The organism is Brevibacillus borstelensis, from assembly GCF_036700025.1.
In the GTDB taxonomy this organism is placed as follows: Bacteria; Bacillota; Bacilli; order Brevibacillales; family Brevibacillaceae; genus Brevibacillus; species Brevibacillus borstelensis.
The window spans coordinates 2,283,467-2,306,720 of record NZ_CP144922.1 but is presented as its reverse complement, the minus strand read 5'-3'; the positions used below and the strand labels follow the sequence as shown (position 1 = coordinate 2,306,720).

The window sequence follows — 23,254 nt, the reverse complement described above, 5'->3', positions numbered from 1 at the left end:
CAACGGATTAGTCGTTGTCGCGATCGTCGTTATCGTCATCGTCTCCGTCATCGTCATGGCCATGCTTTTTCCAGTAGCCATACGCATTTCCGTTCGGATGCTTTTTGTCTTTGTCCTTCTTTTTCTTATCTTTATCTTTATCGTCATCAACTTCGTTTACTGGCGTACCGTGAGGAATGTCAGCTTGTGCTACGACCTTCCCGTCAACGACTACTTCCAGATGGACGGACTTGGCGCTGTAAGAACGATTTTTGTAAGAGAGCTCCACTTCGAACTCCCCGTCATCGTCTATCTTGACCTCGTGTTTTTTGCCGTCCGGAGCGATTACATACAGCTTCGCTTTTTGGTTTTTGGAGAATCCTGCGATTTCCCCTTCTACTTCAATTTCCTTATCTTTGGCGTCAAGCTTGGCGGTTCCGGTAATTTTGTATTGGGCAGGCTTCGGCGTTTCCGGCTTGGTCGGTTTATCCGGCTTGTTGACAACAAGCAGATCGACGGATTCCGAATCAAGCTTCTTGCCGTCCTTGTACACCTCAATCAATACTTTCCCTTTGTCAGCCTCTACATCCTTCATGGTGACTGAATAGGAGCCGACACCGTCCCACAGCTTTTTCACGCCGGCGCCTCTCTTGTCTCCGTCATAGGTCACGACTACTTTGCCTGCCGTAAGGTTTACAATGCCGTTTACTTTCAATTCACCCTTTTTGCTATCCAAAACAGCCTGCGTATGAATCAAAACATCGGAATCTACAACAGTTCCCGAGTTGATCCGCACTTCGCGGGTATCGACCAGTTTGTCGTTGACGTAAGCTTTCACTGTCGCGTATTGCGGAGTCGCGCTCACAGTGGCCGCAAAGCTCACCGAAAAGCTGTCGTTGGCCGTTGGCACGACTTCGATGCTGTCGCCATTTGGCTTGACAACCACGACTTTGGTTACTTCATCCGTTACTTCACCTTTCAGGTAGGTGGTGCTTTCTTTTGTCTCTGGAGTTAGGCTGACAAAGCCCTGCTCGGTTTCGTCAAAACGTACTTCGAGGTAAATATCGGAATAGTACTCCTTGTAAATCCGGTTCCACTCCGCCTCATTTTGCTCAATGTACGTTTGCATTTTTACGTCGAGATTCAGTTTGTCCACTACAATGTACAAGTGATCTGCCTGCGTTTTCAGCAACAGATTGAGCGTGGCCGGATCGTTTGTTGCCAGCTCTTTCAGATTGTAGCGAGTCACTTGCTTGCCTTCTTCATTCATGACAACCTTGATCGCACTGCTGCTTCCGGTTGTACTGGCATTGGCCAGCAGCGGCGTTACGCCCCCAATTATCGTAGCGGCAGCCACAACTGCCAGCACGGGCCTGGTCATGTATTTTTTCATTGATGTACTTCCCCTTTCCATGTTTTCCCTCAATGCCCTGGGCACAGTTACAGACGAGGGCAACCTTGGAAAAGTTGCAGAAATAAAAAATAGGGCCCCGCCAAAGCATGCAAGGCGGAGCCATCTTGTTTCAGAACAGTGATTATGATTCATTGTATCGCGGTTCAAGCTCGATTGCCCTCAGCAGGGATTCTGCCTCCTCACGATCGTATCTCCGTTCGACCTTCTCTTGATTGCATAGAACGGAAACCACGTAGCTGTCTTCATTTGCCTCGTAGGTCAGGTTGCTCGCCTGATGATCCTCTTTGAGAATGGCCTCAAAAAAGGCGGCAGTATCAGCGGCGGAGCGATCGTCCGGACGAGCATCCGCAACAATCCTGATCTGCAGCCAATTGGCCAATGCATCCTCACGCTTCACGTGCGCTCCCCCTCACTTTCTGCTGCTTCCTTCCGGCTTGATTCTGACCTTGACGATCACCAGGATGGCAATCGCTACGAGCAGGGCGCTTTTCACAGGCAGCTGCACATCCAGAATGCCAAAGATCAGAGCGCCGATAAAGAGCAGTACGTAAAGCAAAATTGTTTTTAAAATGGGCATTCGCACACGAGTGGCAAATCCCATGTAATAGACAAGTATCAATTGTACAAAAATGATCCACACCCGGTTATGATCAGCCCACATCCGAAAGCTGTCATAAGCCGAAAGTCCCTCCGTTGAAGAAGGAGCATAGGTAGAAACAACCTCAAACCATTCCATCTTTAACCCTCCTGCCCTGCGGCCATACTGCTTCGGGTAAGCGCTCGCAAACCAGCGAATTCTCCCCCGCATTTTCTCTCGTATGTAATGATGTTTCCCAGAGGCTCTTGCACTGGTTTACCCCATCCTTATCACTTTATCAGTTGCCTTGAAACCTGTCAAAATGCTGTGACTGCAGGTTGACAGACTGGCATGCATTCTCGTCCTGTTTTTTTCATACGTTCAATAGAAAAGAAGCGGTCGGGAGGGGTTCGCATGAAGCACGCTCAGGTACAGGCAAGCCTGCAGTTTCTGCAGGAGCGCTTCGGTTATTCTGTCATGCATGATTCTCGGCGAAAGAGCGGGAATGGGGAGATCCGCACGATTATCGCCCAAAACCCGGAGGGAGTTGTACGCATCCTGCAAAGCACCGCACGAAAAGGGTCGGAATCTGTGCAGCAAATCATCTTGTCCGAGGTCGAAATGACGATTATCAAACAGTTGCTTTAGCCGACAGGCTGGAATGACTCCCCTTTGACGTGGTATAGTGGACGGGATCACAACTCTTTGAAAGAGGTGGAATCCTTGCGTATTTACGACATCCCCGTCACAACCATCGCTGGTGAAGAAACGACACTGGCCCGCTACAAGGGCAACCTGCTTCTGATCGTCAACACTGCCAGTGCTTGCGGGCTGACTCCGCAGTACAAAGGACTGCAGGAATTATATGAGCGCTATCGTGACCGCGGTTTGGTCGTACTTGGTTTTCCGTGCAATCAATTCGGCGCTCAGGAGCCTGGTACGGCTGAAGAAATTTCGGCATTTTGCGATCGAAATTACGGAGTGACTTTTCCCCTGTTTGCCAAAATTGATGTAAACGGACCGAATGCTCATCCCCTGTATCAGTATCTGAAGCAGCACGCCCCCAACGAGGAAAACCAGGACATTGAATGGAATTTTGCCAAATTTCTGGTCGACCGTGAAGGAAACGTCGTCAAGCGGATTGATCCGCGGGTGAAGCCGGAAGAATTGACCGGGCTGATCGAACAGTATTTGCAGTAGGGGCAAACCAGTTCATACACATTGGTCTCGGGTGAATGCCTGCGATGTTTTTTGCCTCTTGGCCGAAGCAATTTCTTGCTGAGAAAATGAAAAAGCCGCCCTTTTACCAGGCGGCTTTTTGCATGGTTACTTTCGTATCCGGACAGTATGTCATGCCAGACAAAATTGCGTTTGCCTCTGCAAATCAAGACTGAGACGCATAGCGTTTTTGCTTCTCGTAGCGTTCGCGCTCCGATTTGGTCAGATACTTTTTACGCAAACGAACGGATTGCGGGGTAACCTCGCACAGTTCGTCGTCATTCAGATATTCCAGCGCCTCTTCGAGCGTCAAGAGACGAGGCGTTTTCATTTTCACGGTATCATCCTTCGTTGCCGAACGGACGTTGGTCGCGTGCTTCTCTTTGCAGACGTTTACGGTCAGATCGTTGTCGCGGTTGTGCTCGCCGACAATCATTCCTTCGTATACCTCGGTACCCGGCTGGATAAACATGATGCCGCGGTCTTCGACGGACATCAGACCGTACGTGGTGGCCGTTCCCGTTTCATTGGAGATCAACACGCCTGCATGGCGTCCGCCAACGCTGCCCGGAACGAGCGGACGGTAGCTGTCAAAGGAGTGGTTCATGATGCCGTATCCGCGTGTGATCGTCAAGAACTCTGTACGGTAGCCGATCAGACCACGGGACGGAATGATGAATTCCAGGCGAACCTGGCCAAAGCCGTTGTTGATCATGTTGACCATTTCAGCTTTGCGTTGGCCAAGCGTTTCCATGACGGAACCGGTGTATTCTTCCGGCACGTCGATAATCAGGCGTTCGGCTGGCTCCATCTTTTGGCCATCGATTTCCCGCACGATTACTTCTGGCTTGGATACGCCCAGCTCAAAGCCTTCACGACGCATGTTTTCAACCAGAATGGACAAGTGTAGCTCACCGCGTCCCGATACGATAAACGCATCCGGAGAATCCGTTTCGTCTACGCGAAGGGATACGTCAGTCTCCAGCTCGGCCATCAGGCGGTCGCGCAGCTTGCGGGAAGTTACGTGTTTGCCTTCGCGTCCGGCAAACGGGCTGTTGTTGACGAGGAATGTCATTTGCAGGGTCGGCTCGTCAATTTTCAGCAGCGGCAATGGATCCGGATGATCTGTATGGCAGACAGTTTCCCCTACGTTGATATCCTCGAGACCGGCGATGGCAACGATATCACCGGCTTTTGCCGTTTTTTGCTCAACACGCTGCAGGCCAGAGAATCCAAACAGCTTTTGCACGCGCATCCGTTTAACCGAGCCGTCCCGTTTTACCAGGGCAACGGTGTCATTTACGTTCAGCACACCGCGGTAAATACGGCCAATCCCGATGCGGCCGAGGAAGTCATTGTAGTCCAGCATCGTAACCTGCATCTGCAATGGCTCTTCGGAGTTCGCTTCCGGAGCTGGAATGTGCTCGATGATCGTCTCGTACAGCGGACGAAGGTTTCCTTCCAGTTTGTCCGGCTCCATACCCGCAATCCCTTGCAATCCGGATGCGTATACAATCGGAAACTCCAGTTGATCTTCGGTTGCGTCGAGATCAATAAAGAGGTCGTAAACTTCGTTGATGACTTCTTGCGGACGTGCATTATCACGGTCCACTTTATTGACCACGACGATAGGCGTCACTTTTGCTTCCAGCGCTTTTTTCAATACAAAGCGAGTTTGCGGCATGCATCCTTCAAAAGCATCGACGATCAACAGAACGCCGTCCACCATGCTCATAATCCGTTCTACCTCGCCGCCAAAGTCGGCGTGCCCAGGAGTATCCAGAATGTTGATGGTGTACTCGTTGTACTTAATGGATGTGGTCTTTGCCAGAATGGTAATTCCGCGCTCCCGCTCCAGGTCATTGGAGTCCATCATCCGCTCTTCAACCTGCTGGTTGCTGCGGAATGTACCGGATTGAATCAACAGTTTGTCCACCAATGTCGTTTTACCGTGGTCGACGTGTGCAATAATTGCGATGTTGCGTATGTCAAGACGCTTCATGTAAACCTCCTCTAGTATGCGTACCTTCCATATTAACAGGTAGAGAAAAATGGCACAATGGGGTGTTTTGACATCCAGCCCCTTCCTGAGTATCGAGTGCAATGCGGGCTCATACTAACCGAAGGAGGTGGCTCCCCATGAATAAATGGGCGTATTCTCTTGTTGGCGTAATGGTGCTGGCAACTGTATCCGGGTGTGCAAATGCAGGCACGGATCAAAATAAAGGTACCCAAACAAACAATTTGGCATACCAGCGTCCAGCTAACCTGCAAAACAATGCGCAGCCTAACAACGGCACCGCAAACAATTTCGGAGCAAACAACTACGGTGCCTACAATTATCAAAACGGCTTTACTGCCCAAGGATTTAACCGCGATGTCGCAGATCGTTTGGCGCAAGCAGCAGACAATGTTCCCGGGGTTGAAGGAGCAACGGCAGCCGTGTACGGGAACGATTGCATTATCGGCGTCAGGACCCGTTTTGGCGCTCAAGATATGCAGCAAAGGCAAGCCATCGAACGCCAGGTTCACTCTGCTGCGCGGGCTGCCGCACCAAATCTCAACATCCGCGTCACTTCAGATGACAACATGTACAGCAGGGTGCAAAACATCAGCAACACCGTGACGAACGGCCTGGCGAACACCACCAATGCCGTTACCTCCGGGCCGAATACGGTAACCGGAAATCTGGCAAACGCCGCAAACGATTTTACCGTATTGCTGCGGGATGTCGGCCGTACGATAACCGCTCCGTTCCGTTAAACCCGGGCAATTTTTGACACAAAAGAGGTGCGGACATATTCCGCACCTCTTGGCTTTTTCCAATCGTTACTTGCTTGCCACCTGGGCCGGTTTCATTTCCGGTTCAACCACTTGCAATTCGCCTGTACCGCGAACCAGTTTCTTTGCGTACACTTTTTCTGGCCGCAATACAGAAACCAGGTAATCAATGGCAACTTGCGGGTCTACGGTCTCACCGCAGGTGTAGCAATCCAGAGCCGCAAATCCACGCTCTGGGTAGGTATGAATAGACAGATGGCTTTCCGAGAGAAGAACCAGAACGGTAGCCCCTTGAGGAGAAAACTGCTTGGCTTGCACACTGAGTACAGTGGCACCACAGCTTTCAGCAGCTTCAATCATTTCCTTCTTCAAAAATTCTGCGTCGTTCAACAAGTCAAACTGAACTCCCCATGTGTCAACGGCAACGTGTCTTCCGAAAGTCGAGTATTCCATCTTTCGGTTCCCCCTTCCTAGCAAGTGTAATGTTAAACATCGCTAGGACCTGCGTCATTCACTAACGGGGGCGGTTTCCCTCTTGTTATCCACCCTTTAAAGTGAATCCTGGTTCCTAATCCTGTTTCCAACGAAAACAAACGTACCATGCTTCGGCCTAGTTGACAATACTTTTTATGAAAGAAAATCATGGGAAACAAAAAATGGGCGCCGCAGCACCCATTTCATGCAGAAAATCTTCAGTTTTCTCAGGCTTCCAGTTCAAACAAACGACGTGACAATGCGCACAAACGAAGGTCGATCATGCCAAGTTTTTCCGGGGCAGCATGCTTCGCCCAGTTACGCAAGTCCAGCCATCTATCCGTCTCTTGCCGGATCGAGTCAATCTCACACTCGCTTCCCGTCTGCCGGAACAGCTCTTCCAGTTCCTTTGCGGCATGAGGGGCGGTATTTTCAAAAATGGACACTTCCTCGTCGCCGGAAACCTCCTGGATGCTTACGACAGAACCTTCGTCGTAATGATAGACGACTGTAAATCCGTCATAAATCCGATGGACGATCCCGTGGCCTCGAAACGTTTTCATTGCTTTCCGCATGGCATTAGCCAGATGCATATCTCTAATGAGGTAGGAACTTTCACAGGAATACCGGTTGCCCAAGCGGTGGAATGTCAACTGAATCGCACCGCTCTTGTCCGTCAACAAAACGTCCCGATCGCCGTTTTCACAAATTTTCACTTCGACAGAAATGTGCTCATTGGTGAAGAGAGAGACGAATCGGTTCAACTCTTCTTCGTTCATCGTAAAATAGGCCTTGGCGTAGTTTGTTGCTAAACGCTGTGCCATAAATATCTCCTCAATTCTTTTGGTTTACCTGGATCGTTTGGACGAAAACGGTTGCCAAATGAGGAGATACGCTAGGTGTCAACGAAGGAACGTTGTAGAACCTGGCCTTGCCCCGCGAATCGAAAATCGATTTGGGTATTGAAGGCGGATCACCTACTTTTCGTATTTAAAGCCAACCTTGACTCCTTTATTATACTACAGAGGCAGTAAAAAGTCTTGAGCGAAAAGCGGATGAATTTTCGCAAAAAAGCCGAATATCCGTTGAATTTTATCCTGACACAAGAAGAACTCACCTATTCTGCCGGATACTCGCTAATTTTCCTGTTTTATTTCCGTTCCAGAAGGGCTTCCAGCTATTTGATTCATTGCTTTTCTGATCGCTGTCTGCTCTTCTTCTGACAAATGGTAAGGCGAGCTGCCCTGTTCGACCGGCTTTGCGTAGACCCGGGACTCCATGCGGCTGAAAATACTGGTAACAACCACACCATTCTGGGAATCGTCGATGATTGCCAAGGAAAAGCTGAGGTCATTGCCGATGTCATCAAACGCATTGTAGCGGACAACCCCGACATTTCCGCACTGTCCGGCAATGCGCTGTGACAGGCGATTGAGCAAAAACTGCTGATCCGTTTGCCGTTTTTTCACATCATCCATCTCGTCAAAGAGACGATGCATGCCTTCCTCCAAATTAGCCCCATTTGTACCGCTCAGCAAGCGATTTAACGATTTGCGAAGACGGTTGATACGAACCGACTGCATGATCAGGAGCAAAAACAACAAGAGGATGAGCCCGAGGGTGGCCAGGAGCAAGAACGGCGTGTTTTCAGCAAGCGATAGGAGATCTACCATGTAACATTTTCTTCCTTTCTAGTGGCGCAAGGGGCCCAAAAATCCTACTCTATTGTACATCTGTTGCCTGGGCCAATTCAAATGAAAAGACGAACATAACGATCAAAAAGATGCCCAGGAGCAAAAACCAAAAAAAGCGACACTCTCGATATGAGATGCCGCTTTTTTCATTCCCTATTCACATGTGCGACCTTCATCGTTTTTGTTCTTTCCTCCACTCATGCACGCATCTTTCGCATGCTTTCGTGTAATCGCAAAGCTGTTAACGTTTCACTGGCCTGCTTCTTAGGTTGGCTTTCCCTATGCTTCCAGCAGCAGCATTTCCTTGCGGAGCTGCTTCAAGCGTTCGGTCGATCTGCGAATCTGAGCCGTATCCTTGGCATGCAAAGCATCGTACAGGGTAGCCAACTCATAATCGAGTTCCAAACGCAAAACCGGTATTCGTTCCTCTGCATCACGACGTTTGAGGGCGGCAATCACCTGATCCATGGTTACACTGCAAGCTTTTTCGTAGATCACTTTTTTCTCAGCTCCTTTTATCTCCACGATTCTGACGGCTTCTCCATACCGAATGTGCTTTATGAGCAACCCGCTTTCATGGAGCATTTTTACAACGACATGTCCTTTTGCCTTCTGGATAAAGCGGTAGAGTATCAAGGCCACCCGGGTGTCACGGACTGAACAATCAGGTTGCTGCCATCTGTAGACACCGTTGACGCGTTGAAGTCTCCATTCTGCTCTGCCGTCCTGGGTGCACACGAGTAAATGAAAGTGCTCCTTGGTTTCCTTCCAAGTGACAGTTGCTCCTGCATTGACCAGAAACTGCAGCATCGCATACAAGGTTTTTCGGTCAAACCAGACAGACAAATTGCAATACTCCAATTCCTTCCCGTCTTGCATCAGATCCCTCCCATTCACAGAATACTCAGTAAATAGAACTGCTTACGGGAGTGAGTGGTATATCATATTATTCTGTTGCAGCTTTTGCTATTCGTTTCCCTGCATGTTTTTTCCTAAAATCTTATGTTATTATATGGGGGGTTCTGAGCTCTTTTGACAAAGACACTTGCCTGTTTCCCAGCGGGCTGCTTGCTACAGATCGTGCTATGAGAGGTGGTCGTGATGACGAATTCTTTTACCGGTTTTCATCAGAATGATTTTGATGTGTTTGCCATTGAGGGATTGGACAACAGAATGGAAGGGATCAAGGAGCTGATCCGGCCCAAGCTGGAGACCCTCGGACAACATTTCGCTCCGTCTCTCTCGCTGGCAACTGGCGAAGAGATGTTTTACCATGTCGCCAAGCACGCGCGCAGAACAGTAAACCCGCCAAAAGATACATGGGTTGCCTGGGCTGGCGACAAACGCGGATACAAGAAACACCCTCACTTTCAGGTAGGCTTGTGGGGCACTCATCTGTTTGTCTGGTATGCAGTGATTTACGAATCTCCCTTCAAGGAGGAGATCAGCCGGTCCATGAAGGAACACCTGGAGGAAATCCTCGAAATGGTACCTGACGACTTTCGCTGGTCCCCCGATCACATGCAGCCGGGCAGCACTCCTCAAGCCGTGTTGGGACGTGAAGGCGTACTGCAACTGATCGACAGACTGCAACAAGTGAAAAAGGCAGAAATTCTGTGCGGCATCAATATCGATCGCCATGATCCTGTCCTTGCCGATGGAGACAAACTGCTTTCAAAACTCGACGCTACCTTTGCCGTCCTGACCAAGCTGTACAATCTGAGCAAGCTGCGTACAACGGGACTCGCTTGATGAGGATGTAGTTTAGGTATATGCAGAAGAACAGGTCCGCTTTCTCTAAAAAAGCGGTTTCCTGTTCTTTTGCTTTTCGGACACATAATCGGGTGCAACCGGGAACACTAAGGAAAACCACTAGGAACGACCTGCACTGTTGTTGAGAAAAGCCAGCTTGCCTTGTACATCTTGAAACATTCGGTCAAACAGTTCTTGTACACTCGGGACATCGTCAATCAATCCGATCACTTGCCCTGCCCAACCGAAGCCCTCCTGCTCGTTTCCTTCGTGGATAAACAAGCGGTTTCGCTCACCGCTGATGTACGGCTTCAAATGCTCATAGTCCGAACTGCTTTTTTCCATTTCCAAAATGAGATCTGACCCGGGTGTTCTGACTACCCTCGCAGGAGTCCCCAACGTCCGTTTGATTACTTGGGTGTCGTGCTCTGTGCTTCTGATCAAAGCATTCTTGTAGGCAGGATGAGCATGGACGCACTCTTTGGTCGCGATAAACCGGGTCCCCATCTCTACGCCCTCTGCTCCTAAAGCGAGAGCGGCCAAAATTCCTCTGCCGTCTCCGATCCCTCCGCTGGCAAGTACAGGGATACGCACCGAATCAACGACGCGCGGGATCAGGACAAACGTGCCGATGTCATCTCTGCCCAGGTGCCCGCCGCCCTCCTGACCTACGGCCATGACCGCATCTGCGCCGATCGATTCTGCCTTTTGCGCCTGACGGACTGAGGCGACAAGCACGAGCTTTTTCACATCGAGGCCGTCCGTTCGGCGAATGAGCGGCTCGGGATTTCCTCCGGTTATGGAAATGACCCGGACCCCCTCTTCCAAAGCGGCCTCCAGCATGTGTTCATATGGGCGACCATGCTGGCCAATGGCAAAGTTCACACCAAACGGCTTGTCAGTCAAGGCCTTGGTTTTCCGAATTTCTTCACGCAAAGCCTCCGGAGAGGGAAGAGACATTGCTGTTACCTGTCCCAGACCGCCGGCATTGGAGACGGCAGCCGCCAATTCGGCATACGCCAGATAAGCCAGCCCGCCTTGTACGACCGGGTACTGGATCTGCAGCAGCTCAGTCACTCTTGTTTTCATAAGCGTCACCTCTCTCACTCACTTCTCGGCCAAAAGGGAGAACTCCTGCCGCCACAGATAAATATCAAAAAAATGAACTTGCTTTCCCCCCCCTTTTTGCTATACTCAATTTGTTTGTTTTTTACTCTTTTATTCTTGTTGCAAAGTGAGGCGATCATATGAGACAAAAGAGTACTCCTCTGTTTAGCGGGTTGTTGGAGCACGCCCGAAGAAATCCTATTCAATTTCACATCCCTGGTCATAAAAAGGGCATGGGCATGCACCCGACATTCCGTGAATTCATCGGGGAAAACGCTCTCTCGATTGACCTCATCAATATTGCTCCTCTGGATGATTTGCACCATCCCAAGGCAATGATCAAGGAAGCCCAGGATCTGGCAGCCGAAGCTTTCGGAGCTGACCATACCTTTTTTTCCGTTCAGGGAACGAGCGGCGCGATCATGGCCATGATTATGGCCACTTGCAATCCGGGAGACAAAATTATCGTCCCGCGGAACGTTCACAAATCGGTCATGGCGGCGATCATTTTTGCCGGAGCGACTCCGATTTTTATCCATCCTGTGATGGACGAGCGTTTGGGGATATCTCACGGGATTACTGTAAAAGCTGTTCAAAAAGCGCTGGAGCAGCATCCCGATGCGGCTGCTCTCCTCGTCATCAACCCGACATACTTCGGCTTTGCGGGCGATCTCAGAGAAATCGTACGTACTGCGCATAACTATGAAATTCCCGTATTGGTGGATGAAGCACACGGTGTCCACATTCATTTTCATGAAGAGCTTCCGATTTCCGCGATGCAAGCCGGTGCCGACATGGCAGCGACCAGCGTTCACAAGCTGGGAGGCTCCTTGACCCAGACCTCTATCCTGAATGTTCGCGAAGGCCTGGTCGATGTCGATCGCGTCAAGACCGTCATGAGCATGCTGACGACGACTTCGACCTCTTATATCCTGCTCGCATCTCTGGACATGGCGAGGCAGCACCTGGCCATTAACGGTCGGATGTTGACCGAGCAAGCGATGCAGATGGCCAACAAAGCCAGAGAGATGATTAACGAGATCCCGCGGATTCACTGCGTCGGTCGGGAAATTCTCGGTACGCCTGCGACTTTTGCCATGGACCCGACCAAGCTCTTGATTCACGTTCGCGATCTGGGGATTACTGGCTGGGAAGTGGAGAACTGGCTCCGTTCGAAGTACAACATCGAGGTCGAAATGAGCGATTTGTACAATGTCCTCTGCTTTGTTACCGCTGGCGATACAGAGGAATCGATTCGCACTCTGGTGAATGCGCTGAGGGAATTGTCTGTGGAATTTGCTCATGTGCAGGCAGAAGAAAAGCCGACCATTTCGCTGCCGAACATCCCGGTCCTGTCCATGACGCCGCGCGATGCCTTTTACGCAGAGACGGAGACTGTTCCCTTGGCGGAAGCGGCAGGTAGGGTAATCACCGAATTTATCATGGTTTATCCTCCCGGTATTCCGATCTTTTTGCCCGGAGAGGTGATTACAGAGGAAAACATCGCCTACATCAAGGAGAACATTCGTGTCGGCCTTCCTGTTCAAGGCCCTGAGGACGAGTCACTGAAAACGGTCAAGGTCGTAAAACGTCAAACAGCTATCTCTGGATAACCTACAAAATGCCGGCTCTACGCGAGTCGGCTTTTTTTGTCTCGAAGGTCAATTCGGAAGAGGCCATTCGCGTTTTGTATGTAGTCAGCATTTGATATGATAGGGAAAAGTGGGTATAGATGGAGGAAACCATTATGCCGGATTGGTCGTATCACACGATGTTTCGCCCCTTATTGTTTACACTGCCCGCAGAGCGGTCACGCCGTTTGACCTTGACCGCTATCGGCACATTGGCAAAATGCCCGGGCGGTCCCTCACTCATCGAACTGATGGGACATATGGAGCCTCCCGCCGAGCTTTCGAGAAAGCATTGGGGTATCTCCTTTCCCACTCCGATTGGCTTGGGGGCCGGGCTCGATACCGATGCCCGGGGGCTATCCGCCCTTTCCCAATTCGGCTTCGGCTATATAGAACTGGGTCCCGTCACCCGCAATCCCGTTGATGAATCCGGCGGCATCGAGCGGTTATTGGCAGACGAGTCTATCTCGTATCCAGCTCCCTTGGCTAACATGGGGGCGGCAAAGCTGGCCGAGCGGCTTGAGCGCTGCGGACATCGCTCGCTTCCATTGGCTTGCCGGCTGTCATTCGCCCCTGGGTCCTCTCCGCTTGAAGCGGCTCAGGAGCGCATTGAAATGATTGAACAGCTATCGCCTTACTGCGGATTCTTTACGCTTGATACACGTCAACAGCTTTTGGATGGGTGGGATGAGACTGCATGGAACCTGCATCTCTCTTTGCTCGCAGAGGCAACAAAGGCCCCGCTGCTTCTGGTACTGTCACCGGACTTGCCCAAGGTCGAGGCCGAGTGCTTGCTATTGCCGGCGATTCGCGCGGGGATAAAAGGTGTTGCAATCGCCGGTGGCATTTCCCCATCATCTGCTTTTGGCAAAACATCGGTCCCGCAGTCTGAAGCCAAAGACACAAAGCCGCCGCAAGAGCTGTCCCCACGCCGCTTGACAGGGGGCATAACAAGGGAAAAGAGCATCCAGATGGTTCAGTGGATTCGAAAAAGTTACCCGAATCTTTTTATGATCGGTTCCGGCGGCGTGATCGAGCCAGACGATGCTCTGGCTTTATTCGCGGCAGGCGCCGATTTTGTGCAGCTTCACAGCGGACTGATTTATTCCGGTCCTGGCCTGCCAAAACGAATCAATGAAGCCATTTGGCAAAGCAATCATCCTCTTCGGACTGCTGAACTTTCTGCCGACAGCAAGTTGTCCGAGCCGGATTCACCAACCGTCGAGAGCCATCGTGCTCCTCGGAGATTCACCGGGCAGTTCCCTGGATGGTTCTCTGGCTCGCTGCTGGGGATCGGCATGGTGATCGGGGGATTACTCGCACTCCTGGTAGCATTGACAACTGTCGTACTTCCCTATGATGAAGCCTTCCTGGGCATGAGAGCGTCCGAGCTCCAGGCTCTCAACCCGCAAATTCTCCCTTTCATGTCCCATGACAGGGTTAGTCTGGCGGGTACAATGATTTCCATTGGCGTGATTTATTTCCAGCTTTCCCGATTCGGCCTTAGCCGGCAGCTTCATTGGGCTAAGCAGGTCTTGCTCGTTTCCGGCTCAGTTGGCTTTCTCAGCTTCTTTCTCTACATTGGCTACGGTTATTTTGATATTCTGCATGCTGTATTGTCTCTGTCGCTGTTCCCGTTTTTCCTGTTGGCCATAAGGCAACCTGCAAACAAACAGCTCTCTCCTCTGCCCGCCCAAGTCAAAAATGACCGTGACTGGCGCCGCTCACTGTGGGGACAATTGTTCTTTGTGATTATCGGCTGCGGGTTGACCGGAGCTGGACTGATTATCTCCATCATCGGGATTACCGGTGTGTTTGTCCCACAGGATCTGGCTTTTCTTTGTGCTACGCCCGAGGTTTTGCAGGCCTATAATGAGAAGCTGATCCCCGTGATCGCCCATGATCGGGCCGGATTTGGCGGTGCCCTGTTGTCAGTCGGAATCGCGGTCCTGTTGATCAGCTTGTGGGCATTCAGGCAGGGAGAGTCCTGGGTCTGGTGGACGCTGTTTCTGGGAGGTCTGCCTGGATTCGCATCCGGGATTGGCATTCATTTCGCAGTTGGATATACGGACTTTATTCATTTGATCCCTGCGTATGTGGCTGCCCTTCTCTTCCTGGTGGCATTAATGCTCACATACCCCTACTTTTGTCTGAGGAAGACGTAGCAATTACGACTCCGTCATTTGTCGGGAAGACAGGACTTATGATGAGTGTTTTTTAAAACCTAAAACAGGCATAGAGGACCTTTCCTCTATGCCTGTTTTTGTAGATACTATTTATTAAATACTCGAATCACAACAGAATTTATATTCGTTCCATTCAACAGTTTGAAAAATGTATTGACGTCATCTAATGCTGTCATGAAAGGTATGCTTTTCTCTTTACTTGTTCCAGGATCTAACACAAAATAGGTCCGATTAGCATTTTTTGCAATGATTTTAATAACTGAATCATCGCTTCCAGTCATAACCTTTATAAAGTTATAATCTGTGTAATCTCCTGGAATTTCTCCACCGTTGTCGTCATCATCGTCGTCATCTCGAGGGCTGGCAAATTCAGCGGTATAAACTGCAGGAGTGGAGTCTCTGTTATCGATCCAGACTAGTCGGTTACCACCCATTCGCGGTTCCTCAATCTCGGCATCCTCCGACCAGATTTCATTCATATAGGAATCTCTGTCTATATCGTATAGCTCAAAGTAGTAGTCGGTGTCTCTCTTGGAATTTCGATTATCCGAGAAGAACACAACATCTCTGGAAGCTTGCGGTTCGATTTGATCTCTTTCCGTCCATCGTACTGCAAGATTGGTCCGTTCCCGATCGATGTCATAATAATACAAGTCGTACGATCTCGTGGAATTGGAGTATTCACTCCAAACGACAAACTCGTCGCCTAAGCTTGCTCCTTTGATTTCCACGTCAGTACGAATATCCTCATCACGTCCTCGGTCGATATCATACAGTACAATTGTACTATCACCCGAGCGTTCTTCTTTCACCCACATCGCATAGTTTTCATTGACATCCAAATAAAGAGGTTCATCATTAAGCGTTTCGAGTTCTTCGTAATCACCTGTAGACAGGTCGGTCAGGATCACATCATAACGACGGCCCTCGTTTACCCACAGCAGGTTTTTCCCTTCCAGCTCGTACAGGCTCTCATGTGGCGTATCGTCTTCGTCAACAGCTCTGCTCAGCTTGCCAGTCCGTATGTTGTAGACCATCAGCGTTTCCTCATCGTCGTCATACCAGACTACATAAGGACTGCTGACAAGCGGACGGTTTGGCTCGGAGTCAGATTTGCTGATCACCTTGCTCGTTTTCGTTTTCAGATCGTGCAAAACAACGCTAGAAGATTTCTTCGACTCGTTTATGTAGACGATATATCTGTCATCGCCATCCGGCTCTGTTGGTTCGCCGGCAGTTCCGCCGATCTGGACCAAGTCCTCTTCATCTGTATCATAGATATAGAGACTCAGGTTGTCATCGCGATCTCTCTTGGTGAAAATGACATAATCGCCGGCCATGCGAGGCGGAATTTTGTCATAAACGTCTCTGGCAATATCGTCTATGTCCTTTGGTCTGTCGACATCGCCAAAGTACAGGGTCCCATCGTTAATGAAGATGAAGTTGTCATCGTAGATCTGCGGCACTTTATCGTCTTCAGAATCAGTCGTCAATCGTTTATCCCGAGTGGTCCCCAACACGTGGAGGTATACATCGGTATCACTGCCGTTGTCATTCTCGTAAACGATTTGATCCATGGAGATCGACGGCTTGGTCTGATCGCCTTTTTCTTCAACAGCCGCGTATTCGCGACCCTTTTTAATGTCGTAGTAGTAGATATCGGCATTTTTATTTCTTCTGTCTTCCCAAGCAACGTAATTGCCGGAAACAGTCGGGTTGCTCGCTCGACCGCTGGTAGAAACACGCTTTGCTTCCCCTGCCTTGATATCGTAGAGGTAGATGTTGTCGTCTGAACTATCTGTCCACACGATCATATTGTCCGCAAGATCCAGTTGAGACGGTTTGGCGTCTCCATTCGTAATCCGGGTTTCCTTTTTTCGGTCAATATCGTAGAGGTAGACATCGTCTCCTCCGTGGCGGTCGTCAATCCAGGCAACATACTTGCCGTCCACCACCGGATTTTTCTTTCCAGAGGACTTGTCCCCAATTTTGGTTTCGGATTGATCATCGATGTCATACAGAGTAATGGTGTTTTCATTCTTCAACATCCACACGGCATAATCGGTAGAAATGTCAAAGCCTACACGGGCAATATAAGGCTGACTTGCATCGACTCGGATTTCATTTGCGGCGAAAGCCGATGTACCGCCCCAGAGGGAAGATGTCAGCAAGACAGCCGCCATCAGTCCCCGGATGCGTCCTCGCTTCATGAAACAATTCCTCCTCTTACAACTATTTTCTCTCTTTCCCATTATCCTTCATTCGCCAATCATTGTCAAAAAAAAACAGACGCTTTCGACAAGCGTCCGTGTTCTATCTATTTCGCCTTATTTCTGTTTCGTCGCTTCCGCGTGCTTGCATTCGCCTTTGCACATGCCATACAGCGTCTTTACCTGATTGCTCTCAAAATGCTCGATGATCGACTCACAGCTTTGGCAAATAATAGTCCCCATATTGCGCAAACCCCTCCGACTCTCATATTGCTGTCGCACAAGCATGTCATATATCCTACACGCCAGCAAAAAGATGATGCTCATTCATGATCGTACCTTTATATTAATACGTCATAATGGAGGAGTCAATCAAAAAAATACACATTTTAATCTCTATTAGTATGTCACATTTCTAGTCCGTGCTGCTTCATCCACTCTACGATACAGCAGAGCACATCTTCCCGCTCCGGCTCATTCAGAAGCTCGTGACGCATTCCGGGGAAGCGCCGGAATACAGCTTCTTCCGGCAAATCAGCCGCAAATCGCTCCACGGCATCCGCGTCGACCAGCAGATCATCACCGGCCTGCAGCACAAGAGTCGGCAACAAAAGGCTGCCTCGTTCCTCCCAAGCTTCCCCCATCGCTCGATGTAGCTCCTGGTACCAGCGCACGCTTACTTTTGGATACTGCCATGGGTCTGTTATGTAAGCCTTTTGCACCTCCGGGTCGCGCGTAACCATCTCGGGCGTTATCCCGCTCGCCATTCGCAGTGTAGGCCAGCTCTTATCCAACCAAACAGCCAGCCTGGCCTTCCACTGTGGAACCGGCACCTTCAGTTGGAGACATGGAGACGTGAGAATCAGTCCGGCGAGTCGTTTTCGCTCCGCAAAGCGCTCGATGAGGCGCACCGCGACAAGGCCGCCCATGCTGTGCCCAAAAACGAATACCGGGTATTTCAGTCCCGCTTTTTGCAAGGCCGTCTCTACCCACGCCCCAGCCGCGTCCAAATACTGCGAAAAGCTGTCGATATGTCCTTTCCTGCCCGCAGACCGGCCCCACCCTGGCAGATCCCCTGTCACTACTTCGACTCCGAACCGATTTAACTCGTCAGCGACATGTTGATATCTGCCATGATGCTCGCCTGTTCCGTGGATCAGCACCATCGCTGCACGAGGCTTTTCTACAGACCATGTATGGGAAAACCACTCCATTTTGCTCCCTCCTCTTCTCCAAGAATAGCATGTGACAAGGCAATTGTATGAAAGCGCCATCTCTTCTGGAAGGCAATGATTGCATCTCACCGCACAAAAAAATGAGCAGAAGCGAACTTCTGCTCATCCGTTAATACTGGTTTTCTTCGAAGGGCAACGATGGCAAATGCTCCTGGAAAAAGTGGGAGAGCATTTCTGCTTCATCTGAACAATCCAAGCGGAAGATTTTCTTCAGGTACTCCGGGTTTACGGCATCCTCTGAACCGAGAAGGGTAGATTGCCCAGTCTGCATACAGATGACCAACGGCTTTCCATAAAACTTGTTCGTATAGACGATTCCGAAGTCGTGGCGAGTCCGTTCTGTGACAAAACCGAAAAAACGAACCTGTGCATTCTCGGCGACGTCGTACAAATGGTCATAGCGTTCCATCAGCAATCCCTCCTCCAAGTGTAATGATCCGAGCATTGTTTAAATATTCGGATTCTTTATTAGTGTAACACAATCTCCGCTCAATTTCCAGTTTACATTTCAACCTGCCAAATATTGGGCGAAGTCAGATGATCATGGATTGCCGATTGGGTACCCGGTCTTCTCCTTCCTGAATCCACCGGACCTTTTCCGATCCGTGCAGCGACTGCGCGACAAAAGACAGACACTCAAAAAAGAGCTCGACAACAGCTGTACTGTACCTCTCTTCCAGCTTCTCCAACGCATAGGTGAGACGGAAAATCGAAGGGACCCGCTGCCTGCTTGTCTCGATCACTTCTCTGCCCTTGCGCGTCGGATAGACATGGACAACCCGGCCATCCAGCTCTGACTTTTCGATGTAGACCATCTCTTTTTCCACCAGCTTTTTGATGTGGATCACAATGGAAGACGGATGCCAGAAGGTCCACTCCGCGATTTGCGTTACGCGCACGCCTTCGTAGCAATAAATGATCCATAGAATATTCAGTTGTACGGAGGAGTCCAGCTCCGCTTCTTTTGCCGCTCGCTCCCAATCTTCCTTGTTGACCACATCTATGGCGCGCATCGTATTTAATGCTTCATAGACATTTCGAATGGAAACCTCCTGCATGGTATCTTCCCTCCACAATCCATTTGTCGTTCTCTAGTGCTGTAACGCGCTGCAAATGGTATATACATTTTACACTTTTCTGAAAAAGCTCGCAATTGTTTTCCCCCTGGGAATGATTCATTGCCAAAGAGTGGCAGGAATGCTACACTTAACGCAGGAGATTCCCGGGACTAGGAGTGAATGCAAACGTGAATCTGCAGTCGGCCTACATATATTTAGTGGATGGCTCTACAGCCACTGAAGCATCTCTGGATGAAGTCAAAGCAAAATTGCTGCGCTACGTCGACATGACCAAAAAAACCGGTGAACAACTCGGCTGGTCCTACGCCGATGCCGCTTTCCCTTATGTCATCGATGAACGCCCCGAGGGCAAGGATTCCTGGCTGCTGCTTCGCGGCAAAGATCCGAGCACTCACAAGGCGATTATCATCGGAGTTGGCAAACGAGAGAAAAATGGTAAAGAACATTCTTACATTCAAGTTTCCCTGCCGGACTCTGCAACACATGGCGACAAGAGCAAGGCAAATGAATTTTGCCGTTATCTTGCACGCAATTTTAAAGCAGAGCTGCACCTCTTTAACAACCGCATCCAATATTTCCAGCCGCGCAAGCCATAAAGCGCCTGGAGCAGCAGCAGCCGGCATTTCCCGGCTGTTTTTTATTTTCCGGCTGTTTTTGTCCACATTTGCCGCTCTTTCTAAAAGGAGAGACAGCAGCCTTCCCCGCTCTGCTTGTTTTCTCATAAAAATAGAGCACAACCCTTCTTTTGGGAGGAATGCCCGATGGACCAACAAGTGTTTATCCATTTTGTAGCCGGGCCAGCCCGCCAATCTTATCTGACGCATCGCATCTTCCCCTCGATCACGATTGCCCAGGCCATTCTGGAATCCGGCTGGGGCAAGCACGTTCCAACCGATGCCGCAACCGGCCGCTACTCCTATAATTTGTTCGGGATCAAAGGAAGCGGACCAGCCGGTTCTGTCACGGTCAACTCCCGGGAGGTGGAAAATGGCCAGACGGTTATTCGCCCCTCTGCCTTCAAAGCCTACTATTGCTATCAACAGTCCATCGATGACCACGCTTCGTTTTTGCTTCGGCCCGCGTATAAGCGTGTCATCCTCGCATCCACTCCCACCGAAGCCGCACAGGAGCTGCAAAAAGCGGGCTACGCAACGGATCCGGCGTACGCCGAAAAATTGACCAACCTGATACGCACCTACCATTTGACACAGTACGATCAATTTGCCCCCGAAGAGAAGTCCGTCCCCGAGTGGAAGCAGGAGCTGGGGCTGCGCGCATTAAAAGAAGGCTTGATCACCTCACCGGAATGGCTCGGAAAGCTGGATGAACCGATGCCGGCCTGGGCTGTATTCGCTGTCGCTCTGCGCCTTTTGGACAAACAGAGAAATATCCCTTAGCGAATGCAAAAAAAGGCTCTCCCAAAGGAGAGCCTTGCCTTATGCGTACGTTGATCAAATCAGTTGAGATCGCGACAGCGAATAAAATCTGCCATCAACCATCCGAATCCCCAGATCAACACAGTATCTCAGTCCCTGTGTCACTCCATAAAGAATCCATTCTGAAGACCGGTGGTTAATATCAAAGTCTGTATACAGATCTGTGCCGTCATTACGAATCTCGTTGCGGTCCGTCACATCGAAGAGGCGGAGTACAAATGGCAGTTCGGCAAATGGAATCGCGAATTTTCGCTCGACTTCCTGCTCAAACTCTTTTGTCATTTGCCATTCGGCCAAGATCGAATGCTCATCTTGCCAGGCAATGGTTATACTCGGGCCGTCAATGTCGGTGGATGACCGCGGGGGATTTGTCTCCATTCGCTCCCATCGTTCCTTTCTCTCATGTACTTGCTTGCGGATTATGAAAAAACTTGTGTTTTGTAATCATTATACCACGTTAACAAGTCATGTGGAAACGCATCCAAGCCAGATAATTTTATCTGCCCACGGAAAAACTGTTTTCCCCTACTGTTACATACTGATCAAACTTCTCGGTTTTCATCTGCACCTGCACTTTGTAGGTCCCGTACTGCTCAAGCTTGGTAGAGACAAACGGTTCCGAGAAGTAGAAGCTGTTTCCGTTTTGAGTTGAGAATTTCCAGACTTTACTTTGCTCCACTTCTTTTCCATCCGGTCCAATCAATACTACTTGCATGCGCAAATCCTTTGCCGAAGGGGCTTCGTCTACTTCGACAAAGACGTTAAACGTGCGAGGGACATCCTTGTCGCTGTACCCTTTGATCGGGTTGCTGAAGACGACATTTTTATTGCGGCTTTGCTGAACTCCCTCAAGAACAAGCACATTCACATTAGGCTTGATAATTTCCATTTTGCCCGAGCGCTGATCGTACTCTGTGAATCCACCCAAGCGATTCACCAATTCTTCCATGGAAGAAGCCGTAGACCCGGGCAGATCGCTTACAATGCGCTCGCCGCTCAGAAAAATGCGCATTGCGCCTTCGCCCAAGGCCGTACTCCCTACACCTGCAACCGTCAGCACCAACAGGGCAGACAACCACCTTTTTTTCATGACTCAATCCTCCAGTATCGTTGCGCTTCAGCGCTTGTTTTCCTCAGTGTTTCTTTCCATATTCTTATACGCCCAAGCAAGCAAATAGTTGTGGTGCCCCGCGAAGTTTTTTCTGCGATATCCACAAAATCCACATCATCCACAGCTATGGCCTGCTTGGCGGGAATAGGCACGTCACATCATGTCCAAACAATAGAAAAACGACCCCCAAGAGGTCGTTTTCCTGCTTTTATCCACATGTTTTATCCGGTCATGCCTGCTGATCGGAGAGCCATGTAAAATATCGGGTCACTACGTCGATGGCGACTTCAATCGCCTGCTCATCCGGCTCGATCTTGGAGTGGTGAAGTCCATAAGGGGTATCCGCTCCCAGCCAGAACAGGAATCCGGGAATTTCGGTCAAGAAAAAGCCAAAATCCTCACCGGTCATCGCTTCCGCGCAGTGTACAAGGGTGACGTCGGGCAGATTTCCCCTCACCCAGTCCATAAACTGAAGGGTCATTTCCTCGTGATTGTACACCTGAGCATAGCCGCAGCCGTAATCGATCTCGGCCTTGCACTCGAATCCCGCTTCCACCCCTTTGACCAGGGCTTCAATCCGGTCCTTCACCCGGGTCATGGAATCGGTGGAAAACGTCCGGATCGTCCCTTCCAGTCTTGCCTTCTCCGCGATGATGTTCTGCCGCGTACCTCCCTCAATCTTCCCGACCGTAATGACAGCCGAATCCAGCGGATCAATATTGCGGGAGATGACCGACTGCAGCTGGGTCACCAGATGGCTTGCCGCGACTACCATGTCGTTTGCCTTATGCGGAAATGCCGCGTGTCCGCCTTTTCCGACCAGATCAATCATCAATTCGGATGTGTTGGCAAACAGAATGCCTGGCTTTGTCGCGATATGGCCTACGGGATACTCTGGAGCGATGTGCAGGGCAAAAATGCAATCCGGCCGCCATTCTCCAAACTCCTCGCTCTCCATCATCGGCTTGGCTCCGCCAGGTCCTTCTTCTGCAGGCTGGAAGATAAAGAGGAGATCGTCGTCAATGGGATGATGGACGAAATGCGTCAGAATGCCGAGGCCAATCGCCATGTGCATATCGTGTCCGCATGCGTGCATATACCCTTCGTGCCTGGAGCGGAATGGATAGGAGGTCTCTTCCGTGATGGGAAGCCCGTCCATGTCCGCGCGCCAGGCGATCGTTCTTTTCGGATTGCGGCCTGCCACTTTTACGAGAATGCCTGTCTTCCATGTCTTGAGCTCAAACCGCTCTGCAGGGAGCTGCTCCAGATAATCGAGCAGGTAACGCTGTGTCTTGAACTCCGCGAACCCGGGCTCGGGAATTTGATGCAGATCTCTGCGGATACGGACAAACGTCGAAACACTCACGCTG

General features: G+C 50.2%; 25 protein-coding genes. 8 read left to right on the top strand and 17 right to left on the bottom strand.

Going from position 1 to position 23,254, the window contains the following annotated elements:
* Nucleotides 1-7: 7 nt before the first annotated feature.
* The 3 genes from V5G20_RS10745 to V5G20_RS10735 all read right to left on the bottom strand — a co-directional run bounded on the left by V5G20_RS10745 (nucleotide 8) and on the right by V5G20_RS10735 (nucleotide 2,129).
* The gene (locus V5G20_RS10745) at nucleotides 8-1,372 is read right to left on the bottom strand and encodes a hypothetical protein (RefSeq protein WP_171506288.1); all 1,365 of its coding nucleotides are present in this window, start codon (nucleotides 1,370-1,372) and stop codon (nucleotides 8-10) included.
* A 142-nt stretch (nucleotides 1,373-1,514) separates the two neighbouring features.
* Entirely contained in the window at nucleotides 1,515-1,790 is a 276-nt protein-coding gene (locus V5G20_RS10740; RefSeq protein WP_003386308.1) for a hypothetical protein, read from the bottom strand.
* Nucleotides 1,791-1,802: 12 nt separating this feature from the next.
* Complete coding sequence (locus tag V5G20_RS10735) at nucleotides 1,803-2,129, bottom strand: YlaH-like family protein (RefSeq protein ID WP_003386309.1); 327 nt, start codon at nucleotides 2,127-2,129, stop codon at nucleotides 1,803-1,805.
* 255 nt (nucleotides 2,130-2,384) lie between these two features.
* Here V5G20_RS10735 and V5G20_RS10730 point away from each other — a divergent pair, with 255 nt between their 5' ends.
* Both V5G20_RS10730 and V5G20_RS10725 read left to right on the top strand, forming a co-directional pair.
* Nucleotides 2,385-2,618 carry a hypothetical protein gene (locus tag V5G20_RS10730; protein ID WP_003386310.1) on the top strand — a complete coding sequence of 78 codons (234 nt, stop codon included), beginning with the start codon at nucleotides 2,385-2,387 and terminating at the stop codon, nucleotides 2,616-2,618.
* Nucleotides 2,619-2,693: 75 nt separating this feature from the next.
* Nucleotides 2,694-3,170: a glutathione peroxidase gene (locus V5G20_RS10725; RefSeq protein ID WP_031932800.1), complete on the top strand. Its 477-nt coding sequence runs from the start codon at nucleotides 2,694-2,696 to the stop codon at nucleotides 3,168-3,170.
* 184 nt (nucleotides 3,171-3,354) lie between these two features.
* Here V5G20_RS10725 and typA read toward each other — a convergent pair whose 3' ends face one another.
* Nucleotides 3,355-5,190 (bottom strand): translational GTPase TypA, encoded by a 1,836-nt coding sequence (typA, locus tag V5G20_RS10720; RefSeq protein ID WP_003386312.1) that lies wholly within the window; start codon nucleotides 5,188-5,190, stop codon nucleotides 3,355-3,357.
* A 137-nt stretch (nucleotides 5,191-5,327) separates the two neighbouring features.
* Between typA and V5G20_RS10715 the strand changes: the two genes are divergently transcribed.
* A complete protein-coding gene (locus tag V5G20_RS10715; RefSeq protein ID WP_003386314.1) occupies nucleotides 5,328-5,951 on the top strand; it encodes a YhcN/YlaJ family sporulation lipoprotein in 624 nt (207 codons plus the stop codon).
* A gap of 66 nt (nucleotides 5,952-6,017) precedes the next feature.
* On the opposite strand, the gene speD is transcribed toward V5G20_RS10715, so the two are convergent.
* The 4 genes from speD to V5G20_RS10695 all read right to left on the bottom strand — a co-directional run bounded on the left by speD (nucleotide 6,018) and on the right by V5G20_RS10695 (nucleotide 9,016).
* Nucleotides 6,018-6,422: an adenosylmethionine decarboxylase gene (gene speD, locus V5G20_RS10710; RefSeq protein ID WP_003386315.1), complete on the bottom strand. Its 405-nt coding sequence runs from the start codon at nucleotides 6,420-6,422 to the stop codon at nucleotides 6,018-6,020.
* Nucleotides 6,423-6,670: 248 nt separating this feature from the next.
* Nucleotides 6,671-7,267: a hypothetical protein gene (locus tag V5G20_RS10705; RefSeq protein ID WP_003386316.1), complete on the bottom strand. Its 597-nt coding sequence runs from the start codon at nucleotides 7,265-7,267 to the stop codon at nucleotides 6,671-6,673.
* A 312-nt stretch (nucleotides 7,268-7,579) separates the two neighbouring features.
* A complete protein-coding gene (locus V5G20_RS10700) occupies nucleotides 7,580-8,116 on the bottom strand; it encodes a DUF4446 family protein (protein ID WP_003386317.1) in 537 nt (178 codons plus the stop codon).
* Nucleotides 8,117-8,416: 300 nt separating this feature from the next.
* The gene (locus V5G20_RS10695) at nucleotides 8,417-9,016 is read right to left on the bottom strand and encodes a hypothetical protein (RefSeq protein WP_003386318.1); all 600 of its coding nucleotides are present in this window, start codon (nucleotides 9,014-9,016) and stop codon (nucleotides 8,417-8,419) included.
* Between the two features lie 222 nt (nucleotides 9,017-9,238).
* On the opposite strand from V5G20_RS10695, the gene V5G20_RS10690 reads away from it, so the two are divergent.
* A complete protein-coding gene (locus tag V5G20_RS10690; protein ID WP_031932797.1) occupies nucleotides 9,239-9,889 on the top strand; it encodes a YktB family protein in 651 nt (216 codons plus the stop codon).
* 120 nt (nucleotides 9,890-10,009) lie between these two features.
* Here the strand turns inward: V5G20_RS10690 and V5G20_RS10685 are convergent, their stop codons facing one another.
* Nucleotides 10,010-10,978, bottom strand: a complete 969-nt coding sequence (locus V5G20_RS10685) for an NAD(P)H-dependent flavin oxidoreductase (protein ID WP_003386321.1) — start codon at nucleotides 10,976-10,978, stop codon at nucleotides 10,010-10,012.
* A 158-nt stretch (nucleotides 10,979-11,136) separates the two neighbouring features.
* On the opposite strand from V5G20_RS10685, the gene V5G20_RS10680 reads away from it, so the two are divergent.
* Together V5G20_RS10680 and V5G20_RS10675 are read left to right on the top strand one after the other, a co-directional pair.
* Entirely contained in the window at nucleotides 11,137-12,609 is a 1,473-nt protein-coding gene (locus V5G20_RS10680; protein ID WP_003386323.1) for an aminotransferase class I/II-fold pyridoxal phosphate-dependent enzyme, read from the top strand.
* A 134-nt stretch (nucleotides 12,610-12,743) separates the two neighbouring features.
* Complete coding sequence (locus V5G20_RS10675) at nucleotides 12,744-14,792, top strand: dihydroorotate dehydrogenase (RefSeq protein ID WP_122958246.1); 2,049 nt, start codon at nucleotides 12,744-12,746, stop codon at nucleotides 14,790-14,792.
* Nucleotides 14,793-14,899: 107 nt separating this feature from the next.
* On the opposite strand, the gene V5G20_RS10670 is transcribed toward V5G20_RS10675, so the two are convergent.
* The 5 genes from V5G20_RS10670 to V5G20_RS10650 form a co-directional block, all read right to left on the bottom strand.
* Nucleotides 14,900-17,023, bottom strand: coding sequence for a hypothetical protein (locus V5G20_RS10670; RefSeq protein ID WP_338463397.1), 2,124 nt, complete (start codon nucleotides 17,021-17,023; stop codon nucleotides 14,900-14,902).
* Between the two features lie 117 nt (nucleotides 17,024-17,140).
* Complete coding sequence (locus V5G20_RS10665; protein WP_003386327.1) at nucleotides 17,141-17,266, bottom strand: GapA-binding peptide SR1P; 126 nt, start codon at nucleotides 17,264-17,266, stop codon at nucleotides 17,141-17,143.
* Nucleotides 17,267-17,430: 164 nt separating this feature from the next.
* Entirely contained in the window at nucleotides 17,431-18,237 is an 807-nt protein-coding gene (locus tag V5G20_RS10660; RefSeq protein WP_338463396.1) for a lysophospholipase, read from the bottom strand.
* Nucleotides 18,238-18,367: 130 nt separating this feature from the next.
* Entirely contained in the window at nucleotides 18,368-18,667 is a 300-nt protein-coding gene (locus tag V5G20_RS10655; protein WP_003386329.1) for a DUF3055 domain-containing protein, read from the bottom strand.
* Nucleotides 18,668-18,791: 124 nt separating this feature from the next.
* The gene (locus V5G20_RS10650) at nucleotides 18,792-19,316 is read right to left on the bottom strand and encodes a MarR family winged helix-turn-helix transcriptional regulator (protein WP_003386330.1); all 525 of its coding nucleotides are present in this window, start codon (nucleotides 19,314-19,316) and stop codon (nucleotides 18,792-18,794) included.
* Nucleotides 19,317-19,504: 188 nt separating this feature from the next.
* On the opposite strand from V5G20_RS10650, the gene V5G20_RS10645 reads away from it, so the two are divergent.
* Both V5G20_RS10645 and V5G20_RS10640 read left to right on the top strand, forming a co-directional pair.
* The gene (locus tag V5G20_RS10645) at nucleotides 19,505-19,933 is read left to right on the top strand and encodes a DUF1885 family protein (RefSeq protein ID WP_003386331.1); all 429 of its coding nucleotides are present in this window, start codon (nucleotides 19,505-19,507) and stop codon (nucleotides 19,931-19,933) included.
* Nucleotides 19,934-20,098: 165 nt separating this feature from the next.
* Entirely contained in the window at nucleotides 20,099-20,734 is a 636-nt protein-coding gene (locus V5G20_RS10640) for a glycoside hydrolase family 73 protein (RefSeq protein WP_338463395.1), read from the top strand.
* A 54-nt stretch (nucleotides 20,735-20,788) separates the two neighbouring features.
* Here V5G20_RS10640 and V5G20_RS10635 read toward each other — a convergent pair whose 3' ends face one another.
* The 3 genes from V5G20_RS10635 to V5G20_RS10625 form a co-directional block, all read right to left on the bottom strand.
* Nucleotides 20,789-21,151: a DUF4912 domain-containing protein gene (locus V5G20_RS10635; protein WP_003386333.1), complete on the bottom strand. Its 363-nt coding sequence runs from the start codon at nucleotides 21,149-21,151 to the stop codon at nucleotides 20,789-20,791.
* Nucleotides 21,152-21,269: 118 nt separating this feature from the next.
* Nucleotides 21,270-21,863: a hypothetical protein gene (locus V5G20_RS10630; RefSeq protein WP_003386334.1), complete on the bottom strand. Its 594-nt coding sequence runs from the start codon at nucleotides 21,861-21,863 to the stop codon at nucleotides 21,270-21,272.
* 250 nt (nucleotides 21,864-22,113) lie between these two features.
* The gene (locus V5G20_RS10625; RefSeq protein WP_003386335.1) at nucleotides 22,114-23,250 is read right to left on the bottom strand and encodes an N-acetyldiaminopimelate deacetylase; all 1,137 of its coding nucleotides are present in this window, start codon (nucleotides 23,248-23,250) and stop codon (nucleotides 22,114-22,116) included.
* Between the last annotated feature and the right edge of the window lie 4 nt (nucleotides 23,251-23,254).